This is a genomic window from Pantoea sp. USMM079, assembly GCF_037153115.1.
GTDB lineage: Bacteria > Pseudomonadota > Gammaproteobacteria > Enterobacterales > Enterobacteriaceae > Pantoea > Pantoea communis.
Window position 1 is genome coordinate 46,007 of the sequence record NZ_JBBCKX010000014.1, and the last position, 21,723, is coordinate 67,729.

The following is a 21,723-nucleotide window of genomic DNA, read 5'->3' on the forward strand; positions in this document are numbered from 1 at the left end:
GCAACCCTTTTATTGATGCATCAACCTTCGTGCAATCCACACTCGCGCTTCAGGCCAAAGAAGCGTGTCTCTTCTTCTGCCATGCCCGGTTCCCACTTTTTGGTGGTGTGCGTATCGCCCACTGACAAATAGCCTTCATCCCACAGCGGATGATACTTGAGGCCATGTTGTTTCAGGTACTGGTGCACCTGACGGTTATCCCAGTCAATGATCGGCAGAATCTTAAACACACCGCGCTGTACCGCCAGCACAGGCAAACTGGCGCGGCTGCCTGACTGGTCACGGCGTAGACCCGCAAACCAGGTCTGCGCACCCAGGGTTTGCAGCGCGCGATTCATCGGTTCGACCTTGTTGATTTGGTTGTACTGCTCAATCCCCTCGACGCCCTGCTCCCACAGCTTGCCGTAGCGCGCTTCCTGCCATGCTGGAGAGGTCTCAGCACGGAAGATTTGCAGATTGAGATTGAGCTTCTCAGTCAACTCATCAATAAAGCGGTAAGTTTCCGGGAACAGATAGCCGGTATCGGTCAGGATCACCGGCGTATCCGGCTTCTGCTGCGTCACCATATGCAGCAGAACCGCCGCCTGAATACCAAAGCTGGAGGACAGCACGAAAGCGCCCGGCATATTCTCCAGCGCCCAGCTCACGCGTTGCTCAGCGGAGAGTTTCTCCAGCTGCACGTTGCTTTCGGCCAGTGCCATGATGCGATCGACTTTGCTGCCACTATTCAGTGCTGCGAGATCAAGTACCGTCATACTGCCTCCGAGTCCCAAAAATCACGGGCGGGATCCACCACGGCTTTGATGATGCCAGCGCGAATCACGAAGTCACCGAAGCCTTCATCAGCCTGACGCTCGGTTGCCCAGCGCGCCACTAATTCGTCGATGCTGGCCAGAATTTCGCCTTCGTTGATGTTCTCGCGGTACATACGCGGAATGCGTGTCCCCATGCGGTTGCCGCCAATGTGTAAGTTGTAGCGACCTGGTGCTTTACCCACCAGACCCAACTCTGCCAGCAAAGCACGGCCACAGCCGTTCGGGCAACCGGTAACGCGTAGCACGATGTGCTCTTCACCGACGCCGTGCTTATGCATGATCTCTTCAACCTTGGTGACAAACGAAGGCAGGAAGCGCTCTGCTTCGGCCATCGCTAATGGGCAGGTTGGGAAGGCCACGCAGGCCATGGAGTTTTCACGCTGCGGCGTGACCGCTTCCATCAGACCGTGTTCACGGGCGATGGCTTCGATCTGCGCTTTTTGCTTCTCTGGCACACCGGCTACGATCAGGTTCTGGTTGGCGGTTAAACGGAAATCACCCTGATGGATTTTGGCGATTTCGGCGATGCCGCGCTTCAACGGACGTCCCGGATAATCCAGCAGACGACCATTTTCGATAAACAGCGTCAGGTGCCATTTTTTATCGATACCTTTCACCCAACCCACGCGATCGCCACGGGTCGTGAACGCATAAGGACGAATCGGTTCAAACGTCAGGCCAGCACGCTTTTCCACTTCCGCTTTAAAGGTTTCGACGCCAACACGCTCCAGCGTGTATTTGGTTTTGGCGTTTTTACGATCGGTACGGTTACCCCAGTCGCGCTGCGTAGTCACTACCGCAGCCGCCACATCAAGGATCTTCTCTACCGGCAGGAAGCCAAACTCACTCGCAGTACGCGCGTAAGTCGCTTTATTACCGTGGTCGATCGACAACCCACCGCCAACCAACAGGTTAAAGCCAATCAGCTTGCCGTTCTCCGCAATGGCGATAAAGTTCAGGTCATTCGCATGCAGGTCGACATCGTTATGCGGTGGCACCACCACGGTAGTTTTGAACTTACGCGGTAGATAGGTTTCGCCCAGAATCGGTTCTTTATCCGTTGTGGCAACCTTCTCTTTATCCCACCAAATCTCAGCGTATGCGCGGGTTTGCGGCAGCAGGTGCTCGGAGAGCTTTTTCGCCCACTCGTAGGCTTCCTGATGCAGTTCCGACTCGACTGGATTCGAAGTGCACAGCACGTTTCGGTTCACGTCGTTGGCGGTGGCCAGCGCGTCGAGACCCACTTCATGCAGCATTTGGTGCGTCGGCTTCACGTTCTTTTTCAGAATGCCGTGGAACTGGAAGGTCTGACGGTTAGTCAGACGGATGCTGCCATAAATGGTTTTATCGGTCGCAAACTTATCAATCGCCAGCCATTGCGTTGGCGTGATAATCCCGCCCGGCAGACGGCAACGCAGCATCATCGCGTGGCGCGGCTCAAGTTTCTGCGCCGCACGCTCCGCACGAATATCGCGGTCGTCCTGCTGGTACATGCCGTGGAAACGGATCAGCAGGAAATTATCGCCACTGAAGCCGCCGGTCAGGCCATCATCGAGATCCTCGAGAATGGTGCCGCGCAGGTAGTTACTCTGTTTTTTCAGACGCTCGGCGTCGGTCAGCTTGCCTTCAACGACCAGCGGTCCAGGATGTTTTTCGCTCATTAGTAAACGTCTCGCTGATAACGGCGCTCAATGCGCAGCTCACTTAAAAATTCGTCAGCCGTTTCACGATCCATGCCGCCGTGTTCGACCACCACATCCAGTAATGCCTGCTCAACGTCTTTCGCCATGCGATTAGCGTCGCCGCAGACGTAAAGGTGCGCGCCTTCTTCAATCCAGCGCCACACTTCCGCCCCTTTGGCGCGGATTTTATCTTGTACGTATATTTTCTCAGCCTGGTCACGTGACCACGCTAAATCAATGTTGGTCAGCAAGCCATCTTTGACGTATTTCTGCCATTCCACCTGATAGAGGAAATCATCGGTGAAGTGTGGGTTACCAAAGAACAGCCAGTTTTTGCCGCCTGCACCATCGTTATCACGCTGCTGCATAAAGGAGCGGAACGGCGCGATACCGGTGCCTGGGCCGACCATGATCACTGGCGTTTCCGGATTCGCCGGCAAGCGGAAGTTGTCGTTGTGTTCGATAAACACGCGGATGTCGCCGTCTTCTTCGATGCGATCCGCCAGCCAGGTTGACGCACCGCCGCCGCGCTGACGACCATCAATCTCATAACGCACCGCACCGACAGTAATATGTACTTCGGTATCCGTTTCCGCTTGCGATGAAGCAATCGAATAGAGGCGCGGTGTTAAAGGACGCAACAGGCCAGTGAGCTGTTCTGCATTGAGTTCAGTCGGTGCCTGACGCACCATATCGACAATCGGGAAGCTCTGCGCATAGCTCTGTAATTTCGGCTTATCACCCGACAGCGCCAGCAGCGCATCATTGCGTGACAGCGCAGCATACTGTTCAACGATTTGCGGCGTGTTCACCGTCAACTCATAATGCTTTTGCAAGGCTTCTGCGAGCGGCAGGTTTTCACCGTTAACATCAACCGGCTCATCGCCCTTCAGCCACACCAGTTGCAGCAGTTCTTGTACCAGTTCCACGTCGTTTTCAAACCACACGCCCAGCGCATCGCCGGGCTGATAGCGCAGACCAGAATCGCCCAGATCGATTTCGATATGGCGAACATCTTTATCCGAATCGCGACCGGTGATTTTTTGATTAGCGGCAAAGCTGGCGGTCAGTGGCGCTTCTTTGGTGTATGGGCTGCTGTGGATGTCGTTCACCACGCCAGAAGCCGTCACAGCCGCGACCACTGAAGATTCACTTGGCACGCGTGCTTTTAGAATCTCGGTCAGCTGTTGACGCCAGGCCGTAGCCTGCTCTTTGTACTCCACGTCGGCATCAACACGATCCAGCAGACGTTCTGCGCCCAGTTCCGCCAGACGCTCATCAAAGTCTTTACCAGCTTTGCTGAAGAATTCGTAAGAGGTATCGCCGAGGCCGAACACCGCAAACGCGGAGCCAGACGCAAATTTCGGCGCCTTCTTCGACAGCAGGAATTTGTGCAGCGCTACGGCTTCTTCCGGTGGCTCACCTTCACCTTGCGTCGAAGTGACCACGACCAGCAATTTCTCCTGGCCGATCTGCTTAAACTTGTAGTCACCGGCGTTCACCAGATTGACGCTCAGTTTGGCGGCCAGCAGATCATCGCGCAACTGTTCTGCCAGGCGACGAGCATTACCGGTTTGTGACGCGGAAATCAGCGTGATGGTTGGCACTTCTGCCTGCACCGGTGCAGGTGCGGCAACGGCGCCCGGCGTCTGATTGACCATGCCCCAGAAGTAGCCGGAAAGCCAGGCCATCTGCGTGGTGTTGAAATCCGTGGTCGCTGCCTGTAAGCGCGCGAGTTGCTCCGGATTAAGCGGGAGCATTGAACCTGGTGCCTGAGTCGTCATCGCGTTAAAAATTCCAGTGTCTGAAGTCCGGACCGATAAATGGCGGAAGAGTGGGTAGGTTACCGGGCTGTATATTAACGATTAAATACGCCTTCGACATAATTAATAACCAAAATGACTAAGTGGTTTTTCGGGTAATGTTAATCGGCAAAAGTGGTAAATAAAGTCGCGTTTATTCAGTACGTTAATCAACATGTTGCGGCATAGGCGTGCGCAAAATGCCCTTTTCATCGTAAGCGGGTGCGAAAAATCTGTGATTCAGGTAGAATTCGGCGGTTTTTAAGTCTGAGAGCCATTATGTCTACCACGCTGTTTAAAGAGTTCCAGTTCGAATCTGCCCACCGCCTGCCGCATGTGCCTGAAGGGCATAAGTGTGGTCGTCTGCATGGCCATTCGTTCCTGGTGCGATTAGAAATTACCGGTGAAGTGGATGCGCATACCGGTTGGGTCATGGATTTTGCCGAACTGAAGGCGGCGTTTATGCCGATTTATGATCGTCTCGATCATCACTATCTGAATGATATTCCTGGCCTGGAAAATCCAACCAGCGAAGTGCTGGCAAAATGGATTTGGGATCAGATGAAACCGATCCTGCCAGAACTGAGTGCAGTGATGATCAAGGAGACCTGTACCGCAGGTTGTACTTATAAAGGTTAATCACTGTTGACGGGCTGCCGCTGTGCAGCCTGACTTTCAGCTATACGCTTCTTTACGTTCACTTCATCTCCTTGTCATCCCCCCCCTCTACGTTGTTGTCTCCTTCATTAAAGATCAAGAGAATCAACAATGAACTTCGTTAAACGCCTTTCTGTTATTGCTTTGCTGGTTTCCGCCTCTGCCGCCGTTCAGGCGCAAAACGTCCTCGATTTTCCGCAGCCTGAAAAAGTACCGGATGAGTTCTATGCCGTGACTGAAATTCCGGCGGGCGGGATGATTAAATATGAAACCGACGCGAAAACCGGTTTTATCGTGGCTGACCGTTTCCAGTCGATGCCGGTTACCTATCCGGCAAACTACGGCTCACTGACCCAATCACTGGGCGGTGATGGCGATCCGCTGGATGTGATCTTCTACACCCGCGCGCCACTGCAACCGGGCACACTGATCAAACTGCGCCCGATTGGCGTGCTGAAAATGATTGATGGTGGCGAAGTGGACGACAAGATTGTTGCGGTACCAACCAGCAAAATCGACCCAACCTATGACGACATCAAAGAGATGAAAGACCTGCCGAAAATGGAGCAGGAACGTCTGGAAGCCTTCTTCCGCGTGTATAAGCAGTTGCCAGATGGCCGTAAGAAAGTTGAGCTGAATGGTTTTGAAGATGCGGCGAAAGCTAAGGCTGAGATCAAACAGGCCTTCGACGCGTATAAAGCAAAGCAATAAAACCTAAGCATGCGTCGGCGGGGTAATGGAAAAAGTCGCTATCCATATCGTTTAGCCGGTGCGGTAATGAACAGGGTCGCCATCAATGGCGACCCTTCAAACAGGTTTGAGTCAGGTGCCGCAGGGATGCACACCTGATGAATCAGGCGATATTCAGATACTTATGTGTCTGCATCGAAAGGCGCCAGTTACGCGCAATGCAGGTCTCAATGCACAGTTTGGTGGCGGCATCGCCACGACTGATCGGTTGCAGCGCCACAATGCGCTTCTTATCATCATGCAGACCCGCCAGCAGCACATCTAACGCTTCGACATCACGCTCACGCGCCACCGGATGTTTAATCTCATCGGCACGCTGCAACGCTTGCGGCAGCACATCGTAACCGCCACGCATATTCACCTTCGGTGAAACCGTCACCCAGGTGGCGTCCGAACAGTGCACTTCATGTGTGCCGCTGGTCTCAATCTGACACTCAAAGCCGGCGGCTCCTAATGCTTCGGTTAACGGACGCAAATCAAAAATAGCCGGTTCGCCGCCGGTGATCACCACATGGCGTGCAGTCCAGCCCTGACGTTGAATAGTTTCAATCAGCATCGCCGCATCGGCACTGCCCCAGGCATCACTCTCCACGGTTTTCACCAGAATATCACCCAGCGAGGTCTCCCGATCGGCCAGTTTTTCCCACGTATGCTTGGTATCACACCAGCTACAGCCCACCGGACATCCTTGTAAGCGGATGAACAGCGCCGGAACACCGGTGTAAAATCCTTCGCCCTGCAGGGTCTGGAACATTTCGTTAATCGGGTAGAACATTTTTTACTCACGTCTTAAATTCGAGGCGCAGATTATGGCAGATTTTCACCACCGGTTCACAGCTGCTTCGTGCCAAAAAAGCAAAAGCCCCGCACGAGGCGGGGCTTTATCAGCGATGATGCGGCCCATCAGGCCACATCAACAGACCCTTACTGGCCTTTAACTTCTTTCAGACCGTTGAACGGGGCTTTGTCGCCCAGCGCTTCTTCGATACGAATCAGCTGGTTGTACTTAGCAACACGGTCAGAACGGCTCATAGAACCGGTTTTGATCTGGCCTGCTGCAGTACCGACCGCCAGGTCAGCGATGGTCGCATCTTCAGTTTCACCTGAACGGTGTGAAATCACCGCGGTGTAACCTGCATCTTTTGCCATCTTGATTGCAGCCAGAGTTTCGGTCAGAGAACCGATCTGGTTGAATTTGATCAGGATGGAGTTAGCGATACCTTTATCGATACCTTCTTTCAGGATCTTGGTGTTGGTCACGAACAGGTCGTCACCTACCAGCTGAATTTTGTCGCCCAGCACTTTGGTCTGGTAAGCGAAGCCCGCCCAGTCAGACTCGTCCAGACCGTCTTCGATAGAGACGATTGGGTACTGTTTGGTCAGGTCTTCCAGGAAGTGCGTGAACTCTTCAGAGGTGAAAGCTTTGTTGCCTTCGCCAGCCAGCACATATTTGCCGTCTTTATAGAATTCAGACGCTGCACAGTCCATCGCCAGGGTGATGTCTTTGCCCAGCTCGTAGCCTGCTGCTTTTACCGCTTCAGCGATAACAGCCAGCGCTTCGGCGTTAGAACCCAGGTTTGGCGCATAGCCACCTTCGTCACCGACCGCAGTGCTCATGCCTTTGGCTTTCAGCACTTTTGCCAGGTTGTGGAAAACTTCAGAACCCATACGGATGGCTTCTTTCACGTTTTTCGCGCCAACAGGCTGGATCATGAATTCCTGGATATCAACGTTGTTATCCGCGTGCTCACCACCGTTGATGATGTTCATCATCGGCAGTGGCATAGAGAATTTGCCTGGGGTGCCGTTCAGTTCAGCGATGTGCGCGTACAGTGGCAGGCCTTTAGAAGCCGCAGCCGCTTTAGCCGCAGCCAGCGAAACCGCCAGAATGGCGTTAGCGCCGAAGTTGGATTTGTTCTCAGTACCGTCCAGCTCGATCATGATCTTATCGATGTTCGCCTGGTCTTTGGCATCTTTACCGGTTACCGCGGCAGCGATAGGACCGTTAACAGCGGCAACCGCTTTGGTCACGCCTTTGCCCAGGAAACGAGATTTGTCACCGTCACGCAGCTCCAGTGCTTCGCGAGAACCGGTTGAAGCACCTGATGGTGCTGCAGCCAGACCAACGAAACCGCCTTCCAGATGCACTTCTGCTTCTACAGTCGGGTTGCCACGGGAGTCGATGATTTCGCGACCGATGACTTTTACGATTTTGGACATTCGATTTTCCTCAGTACAAGTTAGTCAATCCTAAGACAAACAACGCGCGAAAAGTTCGCGCGCTGTTCGTTAAACTCTTACTTCGCTAACCGCTTCTGGTGCTCCTGCGCGGCTTTAACAAAGCCAGCGAACAGCGGATGACCATCACGCGGGGTCGACGTGAATTCCGGGTGGAACTGACAAGCTACAAACCACGGATGGTTAGGGAGTTCGATGATCTCCACCAGCTGGTCGTCGCCGGAACGGCCCGCAATATGCAGACCCGCCGCTTCAATCGGCTTCAACAGCAGATTGTTCACTTCATAACGATGACGGTGACGTTCAGTAATCACGTCAGAACCGTATAGCTGGCGCACTTTACTTTCCGGCGTCAGCTGGCACTGCTGGCTACCCAGACGCATGGTGCCGCCCAGATCGCTCTGCTCAGTACGTTGCTCAACGTTGCCTTCTTCATCACGCCATTCAGTGATCAGCGCGACCACTGGGTACTTACAGTCTGGCACAAATTCCGTTGAGTTGGCGTCTGCCATCCCGGCCACGTTGCGTGCGAATTCCATCAGCGCAACCTGCATACCCAGGCAGATACCGAGGTAAGGGATGTTGTTCTCACGCGCGTATTGCGCCGTGAGCATTTTGCCTTCCACACCACGGTAGCCGAAGCCACCCGGGATCAGGATAGCATCCAGATCTTTCAGAATTTCGACACCGCGAGATTCCACATCCTGCGAATCGATCAGCTTGATGTTCACGGTTACACGATTTTTCAGGCCACCGTGCTTCAGTGCTTCAATCACTGACTTGTACGCATCTGGCAGTTCGACATATTTGCCGACCATACCGATGGTCACTTCGCCGCCCGGATTGGCTTCTTCATAGATAACCTGTTCCCATTCGGCCAGGTTCGCTTCCGGTGCGCTCAGATTGAAACGCTTACAGATATAGTCATCCAGACCCTGTGATTTCAACAGGCCAGGAATCTTGTAGATGGAATCCACATCTTTCAGGGAAATAACCGCTTTCTCTGGCACGTTACAGAACAGGGCGATCTTCGCACGTTCATTGGCCGGCACAGCGCGGTCAGAACGGCAGATCAGCACATCAGGCTGGATACCGATCGACAGCAGCTCTTTCACTGAATGCTGGGTTGGCTTGGTTTTCACTTCGCCTGCAGCCGCCATATACGGCACCAAAGTCAGGTGCATATACATGGTGTGTTCGCGGCCCACATCAACCGCCATCTGGCGAATCGCTTCGAGGAACGGCAGGGATTCAATATCACCTACGGTACCGCCGATTTCCACCAGTACGACATCATGACCTTCGCCGCCTTCGATAATACGTTCTTTAATGGCGTTGGTGATGTGTGGGATAACCTGAATCGTGGCACCCAGATAGTCACCGCGACGCTCTTTGCGCAGCACTTCTGAGTAGATACGACCGGTCGTAAAGTTGTTGCGGCGCGACATTTTGGTACGGATGAAGCGCTCGTAGTGACCCAAGTCCAGATCGGTTTCGGCCCCATCATCGGTAACAAACACTTCACCGTGCTGCGTTGGGCTCATGGTACCCGGATCGACGTTAATGTACGGATCGAGTTTCATGATGGTCACATTCAGACCACGTGCTTCAAGGATGGCTGCGAGGGAGGCTGCGGCAATGCCTTTGCCCAGAGAGGATACGACCCCGCCGGTCACAAAAATATAATTCGTTGTCATGCTGAACCTGAGAGTTTAGGTTTAAAGACGGTGGAATAACCAAGACGGGAAAATAGTATACCCGAAGTCGTCCTCAGCCACAATTGATGAATCACATCACCCCCCCGCATTGCAGCCGATAACATAGCGAATAGACGAGGGTGAAATGTTGACGTGCGTCACAAAGTTGCCGCTTGGCTGAATCGAGTAAGCTCAAGCGGACAATTTATGCGCAATGCAGGAATAATCGACAATTTGAAGAATAACCGCTTAGTCTTTGTTCTCACTGCATTTCACCTGCTGCCAGGCGGCTTCCATTTGATCCAGGGTCGCATCCTGCATCGCCAGTCCTTGCCCGCTGATGATGGATTCAACCTGACGGAAGCGACGCTCAAATTTATCATTGGCTTTTTGTAAGGCGATTTCGGCTTTGCTGCCCAGATGGCGCGAAAGGTTGACGGTGGCAAACAGCAAATCGCCAATCTCCTCTTCCAGCTTGTCATTGTCGACCACCGCCTGCTGCGCTTCGTGCATCACTTCATCGATCTCTTCATGCACTTTATCCAGCACTGGCCCCAGGTTGTTCCAGTCGAATCCCACCGTGCTACAGCGCTTCTGGATTTTGTAAGCACGCATCAGTGCAGGCAAGGCTTTAGGAATGTCATCCAGCACCGAATGCTGTGACTTCTCTGCGCGCTCGCTGTGTTTGATCGCTTCCCAGTTTTTCAGTACTTCCTGCGTGGTGTCGGCCTGCACATCACCAAAGATGTGCGGATGACGGCGCTCCAGCTTGTCGCTAATCGCATTGCAGATGTCATCGAAGTTGAAACGCTGTTGCTCATCGGCCATTTGCGCGTAAAACACCACCTGAAACAGCAGATCGCCGAGTTCACCGCGCAGGTCATCAAAGTCCTCGCGCTGAATCGCATCGATCACTTCGTAGGTCTCTTCCAGCGTGTAAGGGGCGATGGAGGCGAAGGTCTGCTGACGATCCCATGGGCAGCCACGTTCCGGGTCGCGCAAGGTTTGCATGATGGTGAGCAGACGATTCAGGGCTGTCATGGGGAAATCCTTAGGGGTTAAAATGGAAAAGGTCGCCAAAATGGCGACCCTGAGGCGCACCGAAATCTGGTCGACGCGCAGAACAACCTGGACGTGCCATTTCGGGCGTACAGTAAATGCCAGGCTGCCCTTTCATGGCGGCCTGGCCACATCAGTTCAGACGGCGTGCGTCGATGATATCCGGCACCTGATTAAGACGCGCCAGCACGCGACCCAGCACCTGCTGGTTGTAGATTTCGATATCCATATCAATGGTTGCCAGCTGCTTTTTGGTGTCGCTGCGGCTGGAAACGCCCAGCACGTTAACCTTCTCATTCGCCAGAATGGTAGTGATATCGCGCAGTAACCCGCTGCGATCGTTGGCGGTGACGCGTACCACCAGCGAATAGCCGCTCGAGTAATCTTCGCCCCACACCGCATCAACAATACGTTCCGGCGCATGGGAGATCAGTTCGCTTAACTGGTCACAGTCGGCTCGGTGAATGGAAATACCGCGCCCCTGGGTGATAAAGCCCACGATATCGTCACCCGGAATCGGCTGGCAGCAGCGCGCAATGTGGTGCAGCAGATTGCCCACGCCTTCCACCACCACGCGTCCACTTTCTCTGCGCGCAGATGAGGGCTGATGTGATTTTTGCGTCAGCTGGCGCAGCGCTTCACGATCTTCCTCTTCCGCACTCGGCTTATTGAGCTTGGCCTGCAGGAAGTTGACCATCTGATTGAGACGAATATCGCCGCCGCCAATCATCGCCAATAGCTCATCCTGCGAGCTGACGTTATAACGCGGCAGCAGAATTTTTTCTGCATCGCGGAAACTGATATCCAGCTGGCTCAACTCGCTTTCAAGAATCTGGCGGCCAGCCAGAATGTTCTTGTCGCGATCTTGTTTGCGGAACCAGGCGTGAATTTTTGAACGGCCACGGCTGGTGGTGATATAGCCGAGGTTCGGGTTCAGCCAGTCGCGGCTCGGGTTCGGCTGCTTCTGGGTAATCACCTCAATCTGATCGCCCATCTGCAATTGATAGGTGAACGGCACAATGCGACCGCTGATTTTGGCACCAATGCAGCGATGGCCGATATCACTGTGAATGTGATAAGCGAAGTCCAGCGGTGTAGAACCCGATGGCAGATCGACCACGTCGCCTTTCGGGGTAAACACGTACACCCGATCGTCAAATACCTGACTGCGCACCTCTTCCAGCATCTCGCCGGAATCCGCCATCTCTTCCTGCCAGGTAATCAGCTTACGCAGCCACGCAATGCGTTCTTCGTGCCCTGCCGCACCGCGCGCGTTACTGGAAGTCGGGCCTTCTTTGTACTTCCAGTGCGCGGCCACGCCCAACTCCGCATCTTCATGCATCTGGCGAGTACGAATCTGGATCTCTACCGTCTTGCCCTGCGGACCGAGCACCACGGTGTGAATGGATTGATAACCGTTGGGTTTTGGATTGGCAACGTAGTCGTCGAACTCGCTGGGAAGATGGCGGTACAGTGTGTGCACGGTGCCTAACGCGCCGTAGCAATCCTGCAAACGTTCTGCCACGATGCGCACCGCGCGCACATCGAACAGCTCATCAAACGCCAGCGACTTTTTCTGCATCTTGCGCCAGATGCTGTAGATATGTTTCGGGCGGCCATACACTTCAGCACGCACGCCCTCCTTCTGCATCTCTGCACGTAAGTTACTCACGAAATTATCAATGTAACCTTCGCGGTCAATACGGCGTTCATGCAGCAGTTTGGCGATGCGTTTGTACTCATCGGGGTGCAAATAGCGGAAGCAGTAATCTTCCAGCTCCCATTTGAGCTGACCGATACCCAGACGATTGGCTAACGGCGCATAGATGTTGGTGCTCTCTTTGGCGGCGAGAACACGTTCGTCTTCTGGTGCATCCTTCATTTCACGCAGGTGGGCAATACGCTCTGCCAGCTTGATAACCACGCAGCGGAAATCTTCCACCATCGCCAGCAGCATGCGGCGCACGTTATCCACCTGCTCGGAGGCCATAGAATCATTGTGGATGGCTTTCAGCTGGCGGATCGCGTCCATATCGCGCACACCGTGTACCAGCGAGACAATGCCTTTGCCGAACGACTTTTCCAGCTCTTCTTCACTGACCACATCCGCGTTGGCCAGCGGGAACAGTAAGGCCGCGCGCAGGCTATCGTTGTCCATACTGAGCATGGTGAGTATTTCCACCATCTCAATACCGCGCCACAGCAGCAGAGCCTGATCTGGATGGTTGTGCGTTTCGGTTTCACAGTAGCGCCAGGTGTCCGCCAATCGCTGACAGGATTGCGGATTATTGATATTTAAACTGGCGATCCACTGGTCAAGGGCAAATTCCCCTTCCGTATTTAAATGCGCACTTCTAACCGCAACCATATCCTCTCCTGCCATAACGACGAAAACGCCGCTTATGCTTTGCTAAACAGCACCATGGACTCGAGATGACTGGTATGTGGGAACATATCCAGCATCGCGACCCTTTCCAAATGGTAGCCCGCCGACAGTAATGCCTGACTGTCGCGCGCAAGTGTTGTTGGGTTACAGGAAACATAGACCACGCGTTGCGGCGCAAGTTTAACGATATGCGACATCACACCCGCGGCCCCAGCACGTGCTGGATCCAGTAACACCTTGTTAAATCCCTGCGCTGCCCAAGGCTGGTGGGCAACGTCCTCCTCCAGGTTGTGCTGGAAAAAGCGGACATTTTTAAGATTATTCAGCTCAGCATTATACGCTGCCTGGTGGACTAATGCTGCAACACCCTCCACACCCACAGCATTTTGTACGAACTTTCCTACAGGCAAAGTGAAATTACCCATACCGCAAAACAGATCCAGCACCCGATCTTCGGGCTGTAAATCGAGCCATTCAATGGCTTTTGTCACCATCTGCTGATTCACGCCATCATTCACCTGGATGAAATCCTGCGGGCTGAAAGTCAGTTTCAAATCAAACGATTGGTAGAAAGGTGCATAATCCCCCAGCGGCTGCAAATGCTCGCTGCCGTCCGCCAGATACAACATGAGCTGATGCTCATGCGAAAAGCGTTCCAGTTTTACACGATCGCCTGCGGACAATGCATCAAGATGACGCAGCACCATCACCGGGCCATTATCTGCCAGCACTAACTCGACATGCCCCAGTCGCCGTGCGGCCTGTAAGCTGCTAAGACACTGGTGCAACGGCTGCAGTAACGCTTCAAGCTCGGGCACCAAAATGGGGCATTGAGTTAACTCAACCAAATCGTTGCTGGCCGCCTGGCGGAACCCCATTTGTAAACGCTGCTGTTTAGGCTGCCATTGCAGTCCCAGACGGGCGCGACGGCGATAGCCCCAGGTGTTGCCGCTGATGATCTCCTTCACCTGCACCGGCAAAGGCGCCTCCCGGCTCAACATTCGGCTCAGCGCACGTGCTTTACTGTCCTCCTGTAACGCGATCGCGGCATGCTGTTGCTGGCAGCCACCACACACGCCAAAGTGCACACAGCGCGGTTTTTCCCGCTGTGCGCTTGGCTGCATAATCTTTTTGGCTTTGGCCCGCGAGAACTGACGTTTATCTTCCACGACCATAACTTCGGCCTGTTCACCCGGCAGTGCGCCGCTGACAAACATCGCTTTGCCATTATGGCGCGCAACACCTTGTCCAAAGGGGTCAAGGTCTTCGATAGTGACGGTAATACGCTGCTTTGTCGCCACACGCTGTTTTGCGGAGTAAAATTGCGCCATAGTGTTGTGAATTCTCTAAATTAATGGGGTGTGCCATCGCAAGCGGATTGTGCACAGGGATATCAATGCCAGGAGTTGCCAGGCCACAATTATGACCAAATATAGCCTGCGGGCGCGAATGATGATTTTGATATTGGCGCCAACGTTAATGATTGGTCTGCTGCTCAGTACCTTCTTCGTGGTGCACCGTTATAACGAATTACAACATCAGGTGCGCGATGCCGGATCGAACATTATCGAACCGCTGGCAGTCTCCAGCGAATACGGCATGACCTGGCACAATCGTGATGCGATTCGCGAGCTGGTCAGCCTGCTGCATCGTCGTCATTCCGATATTGTCCGTGCCATTACCGTTTTCGACAACAACAATCACATCTACGTCACTTCGAACAACAACCAAAATCTGGCGTTGTTGCAGAAAGAAGACATCTCGACGCTGGAAGATGGTGTCTCCGTCGAGCGCCACGGCAATTTGATGGTGCTGCGAACCCCGATTATCTCCGAACGCTATTCCGTAGACGAACTGCCCGGAGAAGATGCCAAACCGGCGGGTAATCCGTTGGGGTATGTGGCTATTGAACTCGATCTGCAATCGGTGCGGCTGGAGCAGTACAAAGAGGTGTTTGTGGCCACTTTGCTCTTACTGTTTTGTTTGTGCATCGCCATGCTGTTTGCCTATCGTCTAATGCGCGACGTCACCGGGCCGATTCGTAACATGGTTTCCACCGTGGACCGCATTCGTCGCGGCCAACTCGACAGCCGCGTTGATGGCTACATGCTGGGCGAACTGAGCATCCTGAAAAACGGCATCAATGCCATGGCGATGTCGCTCACCGCTTATCACGAAGAGATGCAGCAGAATATCGATCAGGCCACCTACGATCTGCGTGAAACCCTGGAGCAGCTGGAGATTCAAAACGTCGAGCTGGATTTGGCGAAGAAGCGCGCGCAGGAAGCGGCGCGTATTAAATCAGAATTCCTCGCCAATATGTCGCATGAGTTACGAACACCGCTCAACGGAGTGATTGGCTTTACCCGTCAGATGCTGAAAACCGGACTGAGCACCAACCAGCGCGATTATATGAGCACCATTGAACGCTCGGCCAATAACCTGCTGAGCATCATCAACGATGTGCTGGATTTCTCAAAGCTCGAAGCCGGCAAACTGGTGCTGGAATCGATCCCCTTCCCGCTGCGCGCCACGCTGGATGAAACGCTGGTGCTGCTGGCACCTTCAGCACATGACAAAGGACTCGAGATCACCGTTTGTCTGGAAAAACAGGTGCCGGATAATGTGATTGGCGACCCGCTACGTTTACAGCAGATCATGATTAACCTGATTGGTAATGCCATTAAGTTTACTGAGCAGGGGCACATCGATTTGCGTGTTGAGCTGCGTAGCCTGAGCACCACGCGCGTTGAACTGGAAATTCAGGTACACGACACCGGCATTGGCATTTCTGAGCAGCAACAGTCACAGCTGTTCCAGGCGTTTCGTCAGGCCGATGCGAGTATTTCCCGCCGCCACGGCGGCACTGGTTTGGGTCTGGTGATCACGCAAAAACTGGTGTCGGAGATGGGCGGAGAGATCGCGTTCCACAGCCGTCAGAATCAGGGATCCACTTTCTGGGTGCACGTTCATCTCGATCTCAATCCCAACGCGCCGCCCATTCCGCGTATGCTGGAAGATCTGCGCGCCATCCCGTTAGCCTATATCGAACCCCATGCGGCGGTGGCGAAAGCGGTGCAGGAGATGCTTAGCATCACGCCGCTGCAGGTTCAGCATTTCACTTCACTGGAAGCGCTGCCGGATACCCGCTTCCCGCTGTTGTTGATGGGATTGCCGGTGAACGATCCTCACCCCGCCACGCTGCCGGATGCTTTAATTCAACGGCTGCGCGCCCATGCCGATTCGGTACTGCTGGCGCTGCCCAGCGAGATGATGCTGTTCGCCGACGATTTGCGCGCACGAGGCATCGCCGGCTGCATCGCCAAACCTGTCTCACTGACGCGCTTATTGCCGATGCTGCTGGATTTGCACAGTTTGCATAACGATGCCTTACCGCACAGTACCCGTCAGCCGCTGACGGTGATGGCGGTGGATGACAATCCTGCCAATCTGAAGTTAATCGGTGCGCTGCTGGAGGAGCAGGTTCAGCACATCATTCTGTGCGACAACGCGGAACAGGCTATCCGCCAGGCGCGTTTACACAAGCTGGATGTGATTTTGATGGATATCCAGATGCCGGATATCGATGGCATTCGCGCCAGTGAAATTATCCGTAGCCTGCCGCTGCATGCCAATACCCCGATTGTCGCGGTGACCGCGCATGCGCTGGATGGCGAGCGCCAGCAGCTGATTGGCGCCGGGATGAATGATTATCTGGCGAAGCCGATAGACGAAGGCAAACTGAGCCAGCTGTTGCAGCGCTATGCCCCGAACCCCACGGCGGCACCCACACTACTGCCGGATGTTGCGCCATCGCTCGACTGGGCGCTGGCACTGCGTCAGGCCGCCAACAAACCGGATCTGGCGCGCGATCTGCTGCAGATGCTGCTGGATTTCCTGCCGGAGGTGGAAGCGCGCGTGGAGGGTTCCATGGCCAGTAACGATGTTAATGGCCTACGCGAGATCATCCATAAGCTGCACGGCAGTGCCAGCTACAGCGGCGTGCCCAGACTGAAACAGCTGTGTCAGCAGCTGGAAAAGAGCCTGCATCAGGAGAGTGATATCGAAGCGCTGGAGCCGGAATTGCTGGAGTTGAGTGATGAGATGGCGAACGTGGCGCGTGAGGCCAGGAAAGTGTTGGGCGTGGGATAACGGAACGTTTCATGCCCTCTCTTAAGCACAAGAGAGCGCTAATCGAGCATGGTTAAAGAATGACTCGTCGTCTCAATCATCGCCACCAACGGTCCCCTCGCCCGATAACGGGAGAGGGTTAGGATGAGAGGGGCGCGCCTGTAAGGCCTGCCCCACATTGTTCGCTGCCACGACATTGCGCGCGATCAGCCGCATCTATAAGGCCTGCCCCACCTTGATTGTTGCCGCCACATTGCGCGCGGTCAGTCGCACATTCTGCGCCGCATTGGCTAACGCATCCTCCAGTGAGCCAATGCTAAACAACACGCTGAATACCGCATCCAGCCCGTGCTGATGCACCACGCCAACATCTGCGGTTAAACTGCCCGCAATGCCAATCACCGGCTTGTTAAACTGCTTTGCCACCTTCGCCACACCAATCGGCACTTTGCCGTTAATGGTCTGGCTATCAATACGCCCTTCGCCGGTAATCACCAGATCGGCATCCTGCACCTGATCCGCTAACGCAAGGGCTTCCGTGACGATCTCAATACCGCGACGTAGCTCGGCCTGGCAAAACGCATGCAGTGCCGCGCCCATGCCCCCCGCCGCACCGCCGCCCGCAATGTGCAGCACATCAATGTCTAAATCGCGATGGATAATCTCAGCATAGTGCGCCAGCGCTTTATCCAGCTGCTGCACCAGTTCCGGCGTGGCCCCTTTTTGTGGGCCAAAAATCGCCGAGGCGCCTTCTTCACCGGTCAGGGGATTGGTGACATCGCAGGCCACTTCGATGCGGCACTGCTGAATACGTTTATCCAGCTGATCGATTTCAATCCGCGCCAGCTGCGGCAGTGCGCCGCCGCCAAAGGCAATCTCATTGCCCTGCTGGTCCAGCAAGCGAGCGCCCAGCGCCTGCATCATGCCGGATCCCCCATCGTTGGTGGCGCTGCCGCCAATGCCAATAATGATGTGGTCAACACCGCGATCGAGCGCGTTTTTAATCAGCTCGCCAGTGCCATAAGAGTTGGTGATCAACGGGTCACGCTGCGCGGCCGGCACCAATTCCAGGCCGCTGGCTGCCGCCATTTCAATAAAGGCGCTGCGCTCATCACCCGATAATCCATAAAATGCCTCAACCGGCGCGCCGAGCGGTCCGGTCACCGTTAATCTGACAATACTTCCCTGCGTCGCCGCCACCATGGCTTCTACCGTGCCTTCGCCACCGTCGGCGACCGGTATTTTCACGTATTCGGCGTCGGGAAAAATTTCGCTAAATCCCGCTTCAATCGCCGCAGCCACTTCCAGGGCGGACAAACTCTCTTTATATGAATCCGGTGCGATGACAATTTTCATAGGCAATCCGAGCGCGATGGATGACGGAGTTCCGTCCTGCTAATGCAGTAAGCTGTCCGGCATCCGCAGACACCGGACAGGCAAACTACCGGGTGATCTCGACCTGAGCTAATTTTTCATAATAGCAAGCCAGCGCACTATGGTCAGATGTGCCCTTGCCGTCGACTTTCAGCGCTTGCATCATTTCCATCACCGCAGCCGTCAGCGGCAGATGCGCGCCAATGCCGTGTGAAGTGTCCAGCGCATTCGCTAAATCCTTGATGTGCAGATCGATGCGGAAGCCTGGCTTGAAGTTACGATCGAGCACCATCGGCGCTTTGGCATCGAGTACCGTGCTGCCTGCCAGCCCACCACGAATCGCCTGATAGACCAGTTCTGGGTTCACACCGGCTTTGGTTGCCAGCGACAGCGCTTCGGACATCGCCGCGATGTTCAGCGCCACAATCACCTGGTTCGCCAACTTAGTGACGTTACCTGCACCGATATCGCCGGTGTGCACCACCGAACCGGCCATGGCTTTCATGATGTCATAGCACTGGTCGAATACCGCTTTATCGCCGCCAACCATCACAGACAGCGTGCCCTCAATCGCTTTTGGCTCGCCGCCGCTGACCGGCGCATCCAGCATCTTGATGCCTTTTTCTGCCAGCGCATCGTGCACTTCACGGCTGGCCAGCGGCGCAATCGAACTCATGTCGATCACAATCAGTCCTGGCTTCGCACCTTCGATAATCCCGTTGGCGCCGAGGCAAACCTCTTTCACCTGCGGTGAGTTCGGCACCATGGTGATCACCACATCAACCTGTTCGGCGACCTCTTTTGGCGTTTTAGCCACGGTAGCGCCCAGCTCCACCAGCTCGGCTTCATTGCTGACGTTGTGGTCACGTACCACCAGTGAATAACCGGCTTTCACCAGGTTTTTACTCATCGGTTTGCCCATAATACCGAGGCCGATAAATCCAATTTTCATTGCCTTTCCTCTTCGTCAGTTATTTCTTAAATTTGTCACACAGCGCCTGCGTGGCGTTGCGGAAAACACCGAGATCGCTGCCCACGGCAACGAATGTGGCGCCCCATTCGAGATAACGGCGCGCGTCGGCTTCCACCGGCGCCAGAATGCCGCTTGGCTTGCCCGCCGCTTTGGCACGTTCAAAGATGTGTTTGATTACTTTCAGCACTTCAGGATGTGCAGGCTGACCGAGATAGCCCATCGCCGCCGAGAGATCGCCCGGTCCGACAAAAATGCCATCCACGCCGTCAACGGCAGCAATCGCATCGATGTTATCCACCGCCTGCTGCGTTTCGATCTGCACCAGCACTGTGATGTTGTCATTGATGGTGGCGTTGTAATCCGGCAGCGTGCCGTACATATTGCTGCGGTGCGAAACCGACACGCCGCGAATGCCCGCTGGCGGATAACGCGTTGACGCCACGGCGCGAATCGCCTCTTCCTCGGTCTCCACAAACGGCACCAGGAAGTTGTAGAAACCGATATCCAGCAGGCGTTTGATGATGATGGGTTCGTTGCACGGCGGACGCACCACCGGCGCACTGTGGCTGCCCTTCAGCGCCATCAACTGCGGGATAAAGGTGGTGATGTCGTTGGGCGCGTGTTCGCCATCCAGCACCAGCCAGTCAAAACCCGCCAGACCCAGAACTTCGGTGGAAATCGGGCTGGCAAGTGCGCACCAGCTACCAATCAGGGTTTCCCCTGCCTGCAAACGGCGACGAAAGTGGTTCGGCCAGGCATTGCTCATTGTCTTTACTCCTGTCTGTTACAACAGGCGCCCGCACGGGGCGCCGGAAACGTTAGCGCACCAGGCACGGACGCTTGTTATCGAAGGTCCAGTTCGGCACGAGGTACTGCATCGCCTGCGCATCGTCGCGCGCGCCCAAACCGTGTTTCTGATACAGCGCATTGGCCTGCATGACCTGATCCATATCCAGCTCGACACCAAGACCCGGTTTTTGCGGTACCTGTACCATGCCGCCCTTAATCTGGAACGGCTCTTTGGTCAGGCGCTGATTGCCCTCCTGCCAGATCCAGTGGGTATCGATGGCGGTAATCGCGCCCGGCGCGGCAGCGGCCACGTGGGTGAACATCGCCAGCGAAATATCGAAGTGGTTGTTAGAGTGCGAACCCCAGGTCAGGCCGAAGTCATGACACATCTGCGCCACGCGCACTGAACCTTGCATGGTCCAGAAGTGTGGATCCGCCAGCGGGATATCCACCGATTGCAGCGACAGCGTGTGGCCCATTTGACGCCAGTCAGTGGCGATCATGTTGGTGGCGGTCGGCAAGCCGGTTGCGCGACGGAATTCCGCCATCACTTCGCGGCCAGAGTAGCCCTGCTCGGCCCCGCATGGATCTTCTGCGTAGGCCAGCACGCCTTTGAGTTGTTTACCGAGCAGAATCGCCTCGTTCAACGACCAGGCACCGTTGGGATCGAGAGTGACGCGCGCCTGCGGGAAGCGTTTCGCCAATGCCGTGACCGCTTCGGCCTCTTCGCCACCGCGCAGCACGCCGCCTTTCAGTTTGAAATCGTTGAAGCCATATTTTTCATAGGCCGCTTCCGCCAGTCGCACCACGGTATCCGGCGTCAGTGCCTCTTCATGACGCAGGCGATACCAGTCGCACTTGTCTGTTTCCTGGCTCTGATAAGGCAGCGAGGTTTTCTTGCGGTCACCGACGTAGAACAGGTAACCCAGCATCTCCACGCGGTCACGCTGTTGGCCATCGCCGAGAAGCGAGGCAACGTTGACGCCCAGGTGCTGACCGAGCAGATCCAGCAGCGCCGCTTCAATGCCAGTCACCACATGGATGGTGGTACGCAGATCGAAGGTCTGATTGCCGCGTCCGCTGGAATCGCGGTCGGCAAAAGTACTGCGAACCAGGTTAAGGATGTTTTTGTACTCACCCACGCTCTTCTGCACCACCAGCGCCGCCGCATCTTCCAGCGTCTGACGAATTTTCTCACCGCCGGGAATTTCACCCACGCCGGTGTGGCCCGCGTTATCCTTGATAATGACGATGTTACGGGTGAAGAACGGTGAATGGGCGCCGCTCAGATTCAGCAACATGCTGTCGTGACCGGCCACCGGAATGACCTGCAGCGATGTGATTTTTGGTGTCTGACTCATTTCCTGCTC

General features: G+C 54.9%; 16 protein-coding genes. 3 read left to right on the forward strand and 13 right to left on the reverse strand.

From position 1 onward, the window contains the following. Positions 1-20: 20 nt before the first annotated feature. Genes WFP70_RS17445 through cysJ form a run of 3 tightly spaced genes read right to left on the reverse strand, consistent with a single transcriptional unit; the run spans position 21 to position 4,281 of the window. Positions 21-755 (reverse strand): phosphoadenylyl-sulfate reductase, encoded by a 735-nt coding sequence (locus WFP70_RS17445; RefSeq protein ID WP_097117963.1) that lies wholly within the window; start codon positions 753-755, stop codon positions 21-23. Then, entirely contained in the window at positions 752-2,476 is a 1,725-nt protein-coding gene (gene cysI, locus WFP70_RS17450; RefSeq protein WP_034823019.1) for an assimilatory sulfite reductase (NADPH) hemoprotein subunit, read from the reverse strand. Before cysI ends, WFP70_RS17445 begins: the two co-directional genes overlap by 4 nt. Continuing rightward, positions 2,476-4,281 carry an NADPH-dependent assimilatory sulfite reductase flavoprotein subunit gene (cysJ, locus tag WFP70_RS17455; RefSeq protein WP_337023933.1) on the reverse strand — a complete coding sequence of 602 codons (1,806 nt, stop codon included), beginning with the start codon at positions 4,279-4,281 and terminating at the stop codon, positions 2,476-2,478. Before cysJ ends, cysI begins: the two co-directional genes overlap by 1 nt. A 294-nt stretch (positions 4,282-4,575) precedes the next feature. Here cysJ and queD point away from each other — a divergent pair, with 294 nt between their 5' ends. Continuing rightward, on the forward strand, positions 4,576-4,938 hold the full coding sequence (gene queD / locus WFP70_RS17460; protein WP_176505758.1) for a 6-carboxytetrahydropterin synthase QueD: 363 nt from the start codon (positions 4,576-4,578) through the stop codon (positions 4,936-4,938). 129 nt (positions 4,939-5,067) lie between these two features. Continuing rightward, entirely contained in the window at positions 5,068-5,667 is a 600-nt protein-coding gene (locus WFP70_RS17465; protein ID WP_337023934.1) for an inorganic diphosphatase, read from the forward strand. Positions 5,668-5,809: 142 nt separating this feature from the next. Here WFP70_RS17465 and queE read toward each other — a convergent pair whose 3' ends face one another. The 6 genes from queE to rlmD all read right to left on the reverse strand — a co-directional run bounded on the left by queE (position 5,810) and on the right by rlmD (position 14,417). Then, on the reverse strand, positions 5,810-6,481 hold the full coding sequence (queE, locus tag WFP70_RS17470) for a 7-carboxy-7-deazaguanine synthase QueE (protein WP_337023935.1): 672 nt from the start codon (positions 6,479-6,481) through the stop codon (positions 5,810-5,812). 149 nt (positions 6,482-6,630) lie between these two features. Beyond that, positions 6,631-7,926: a phosphopyruvate hydratase gene (gene eno, locus WFP70_RS17475; protein ID WP_034823037.1), complete on the reverse strand. Its 1,296-nt coding sequence runs from the start codon at positions 7,924-7,926 to the stop codon at positions 6,631-6,633. 77 nt (positions 7,927-8,003) lie between these two features. Next, a complete protein-coding gene (pyrG, locus tag WFP70_RS17480; protein ID WP_034823046.1) occupies positions 8,004-9,641 on the reverse strand; it encodes a glutamine hydrolyzing CTP synthase in 1,638 nt (545 codons plus the stop codon). 249 nt (positions 9,642-9,890) lie between these two features. Continuing rightward, on the reverse strand, positions 9,891-10,682 hold the full coding sequence (gene mazG, locus WFP70_RS17485; RefSeq protein WP_034823048.1) for a nucleoside triphosphate pyrophosphohydrolase: 792 nt from the start codon (positions 10,680-10,682) through the stop codon (positions 9,891-9,893). A 151-nt stretch (positions 10,683-10,833) separates the two neighbouring features. Beyond that, the gene (relA, locus tag WFP70_RS17490; RefSeq protein ID WP_034823050.1) at positions 10,834-13,068 is read right to left on the reverse strand and encodes a GTP diphosphokinase; all 2,235 of its coding nucleotides are present in this window, start codon (positions 13,066-13,068) and stop codon (positions 10,834-10,836) included. A gap of 32 nt (positions 13,069-13,100) precedes the next feature. Next, entirely contained in the window at positions 13,101-14,417 is a 1,317-nt protein-coding gene (gene rlmD / locus WFP70_RS17495) for a 23S rRNA (uracil(1939)-C(5))-methyltransferase RlmD (protein WP_337023936.1), read from the reverse strand. 91 nt (positions 14,418-14,508) lie between these two features. Here rlmD and barA point away from each other — a divergent pair, with 91 nt between their 5' ends. Then, on the forward strand, positions 14,509-17,238 hold the full coding sequence (gene barA, locus WFP70_RS17500) for a two-component sensor histidine kinase BarA (protein WP_160833105.1): 2,730 nt from the start codon (positions 14,509-14,511) through the stop codon (positions 17,236-17,238). Positions 17,239-17,433: 195 nt separating this feature from the next. Here the strand turns inward: barA and WFP70_RS17505 are convergent, their stop codons facing one another. The 4 genes from WFP70_RS17505 to gudD all read right to left on the reverse strand — a co-directional run bounded on the left by WFP70_RS17505 (position 17,434) and on the right by gudD (position 21,714). Further along, positions 17,434-18,573 carry a glycerate kinase gene (locus tag WFP70_RS17505; RefSeq protein ID WP_097117970.1) on the reverse strand — a complete coding sequence of 380 codons (1,140 nt, stop codon included), beginning with the start codon at positions 18,571-18,573 and terminating at the stop codon, positions 17,434-17,436. An 85-nt stretch (positions 18,574-18,658) separates the two neighbouring features. Next, positions 18,659-19,543 carry a 2-hydroxy-3-oxopropionate reductase gene (gene garR / locus WFP70_RS17510; protein ID WP_034823058.1) on the reverse strand — a complete coding sequence of 295 codons (885 nt, stop codon included), beginning with the start codon at positions 19,541-19,543 and terminating at the stop codon, positions 18,659-18,661. Positions 19,544-19,562: 19 nt separating this feature from the next. Then, positions 19,563-20,330 (reverse strand): 2-dehydro-3-deoxyglucarate aldolase, encoded by a 768-nt coding sequence (gene garL, locus WFP70_RS17515; protein WP_097117971.1) that lies wholly within the window; start codon positions 20,328-20,330, stop codon positions 19,563-19,565. A gap of 52 nt (positions 20,331-20,382) precedes the next feature. Next, positions 20,383-21,714, reverse strand: a complete 1,332-nt coding sequence (gudD, locus tag WFP70_RS17520) for a glucarate dehydratase (RefSeq protein ID WP_337023937.1) — start codon at positions 21,712-21,714, stop codon at positions 20,383-20,385. Between the last annotated feature and the right edge of the window lie 9 nt (positions 21,715-21,723).